Genomic DNA, 1,347 nt, shown 5'->3' with positions numbered 1-1,347 from the left:
GAAATATCTAGTGATTATAATTTGAAAATGGGTTGTTTTAACATGCAATAAAAGTTTCAAAAAATAGTTTTTAATTTGCACATACTAGATGTAAATAATGTGTGAATCAACATTTAAGTTCCTTAAAGATGTTGTTTTTCCTGCTCCTGATTCACCTATAATACATATTGCTTTAGCCATTACTATTCCTCCTAATACTTCTAGTATTTGATCTCTAATTCTTCTGATTTAGTCACCACATCTAATCCATCTATCACAAGCATTTCACCTGTTTGGGTATCTATGATATTTTCATCCTCAATAACAAGATTCTTTTTAAAATCAGCCCATTTAAATGAAAGGACTTCTTTCTTATTAATAAGCTCTTCCCTGTTATTCTTCTGTGCCCATTCTAAGAGCTTAGTGGCATCTTTTTCAAAGTCCATCTTAGACTTCTTTACAACCACATCACCATTAATAAGCTGTACTTTTCTTTGAGTTTTTGTTTCACTTTGTGGCACTTGTTCAAATAGTTCTCTTAAGTATCTTTCCTTCTCTTCTTTTTGAGCTTTAAAGTAAAATTGCTTTTCCTCAAACTTATCCTTTAATCTTTCAACTTGCATTTTAAACATGGCTTCTAGCTCTATAATCTTTGCATCTAGTTCCATAATATCTTCAACTAAGTTATCCATTTCTACTTTCACTTCTAATGCTCTTTGATCTATATCTAACACTGCTTTTCTACTCATTGTCTTTCTCCTTTAAACCGATATCATCAAGTAATTTATACTTAATCACATATTGTGCTGCTAACACATCTTCCTCGCAAAGATAATCCATAATTTCTTTAAAGAGGCTTTTATATCTTTCAATCTTCCATTTAAGAATGGCATTCTCTACTGTCAGCTCTGCGTGTTCTTTGAGTATTTTATTTGTAAATTCCATGGCCTTTCCTCCTACATCTCAAATAAGTATTCAATGCTGAGGTGTGGAAAATAAACCTCTTTAATCTGCATTGCTTCATTTAATGTAAAGTGACTTTTCCCATTCATCTTACCTGAGATAGTTGCTTCTCTTACTTTTAAGAGTCTTGCAAAGTCTTTTGCTCTTACATTATATCTACTCATTTCTGCTCTTAAGTTTCTTAACATTTCTTTTATCTGCTTTCGTTTTTTAGTGCTGTGCTTTCGCTACAAGAACATAATAAAAGTTAAATTTGTCCTAGACATGAGGCCTTTGTGAGGTAATTTAAAGGCGATTATGAGGCTTTTATGACTAAATAACAAACAAAATATTAAGACAAAAAAATGGAAAAAAATAAGTCTAAGATTGCCTTAGACTCGTAAACTTTATTTATATAACGAGTTA

4 protein-coding genes are annotated in these 1,347 nt (G+C 31.0%); all 4 read right to left on the bottom strand.

Annotated elements, in window-relative coordinates:
* Positions 1 to 84 precede the first annotated feature (84 nt).
* From JCM14822_RS22330 to JCM14822_RS18595, 4 genes are read right to left on the bottom strand one after another with little or no spacing between them, the layout of a single operon-like run.
* Complete coding sequence (locus tag JCM14822_RS22330; RefSeq protein ID WP_242861576.1) at positions 85 to 180, bottom strand: ATP-binding protein; 96 nt, start codon at positions 178 to 180, stop codon at positions 85 to 87.
* A 20-nt stretch (positions 181 to 200) separates the two neighbouring features.
* Positions 201 to 728 (bottom strand): host-nuclease inhibitor Gam family protein, encoded by a 528-nt coding sequence (locus JCM14822_RS18605; protein ID WP_054744141.1) that lies wholly within the window; start codon positions 726 to 728, stop codon positions 201 to 203.
* Complete coding sequence (locus JCM14822_RS18600; protein ID WP_054744139.1) at positions 721 to 924, bottom strand: hypothetical protein; 204 nt, start codon at positions 922 to 924, stop codon at positions 721 to 723. The genes JCM14822_RS18605 and JCM14822_RS18600 overlap by 8 nt, the downstream gene beginning before the upstream one ends.
* 11 nt (positions 925 to 935) lie before the next feature.
* Positions 936 to 1,130, bottom strand: coding sequence for a helix-turn-helix domain-containing protein (locus JCM14822_RS18595; RefSeq protein WP_054744137.1), 195 nt, complete (start codon positions 1,128 to 1,130; stop codon positions 936 to 938).
* Positions 1,131 to 1,347: the final 217 nt, after the last annotated feature.

Origin of the sequence: Cellulosilyticum ruminicola JCM 14822 (genome assembly GCF_001311925.1) — a bacterium.
In the GTDB taxonomy this organism is placed as follows: Bacteria; Bacillota; Clostridia; order Lachnospirales; family Cellulosilyticaceae; genus Cellulosilyticum; species Cellulosilyticum ruminicola.
Note: the sequence above shows the minus strand (reverse complement) of the source record. Positions and strands in the feature narration are given on the sequence as shown.

Excerpts from the sequence above, each read along its gene's own strand:
- JCM14822_RS22330 (WP_242861576.1), bottom strand. The coding sequence starts at position 180 with ATGGCTAAAGCAATATGTATTATAGGTGAATCAGGAGCAGGAAAAACA.
- JCM14822_RS18605 (WP_054744141.1), bottom strand. The coding sequence starts at position 728 with ATGAGTAGAAAAGCAGTGTTAGATATAGATCAAAGAGCATTAGAAGTG.
- JCM14822_RS18600 (WP_054744139.1), bottom strand. The coding sequence starts at position 924 with ATGGAATTTACAAATAAAATACTCAAAGAACACGCAGAGCTGACAGTA.
- JCM14822_RS18595 (WP_054744137.1), bottom strand. The coding sequence starts at position 1,130 with ATGTTAAGAAACTTAAGAGCAGAAATGAGTAGATATAATGTAAGAGCA.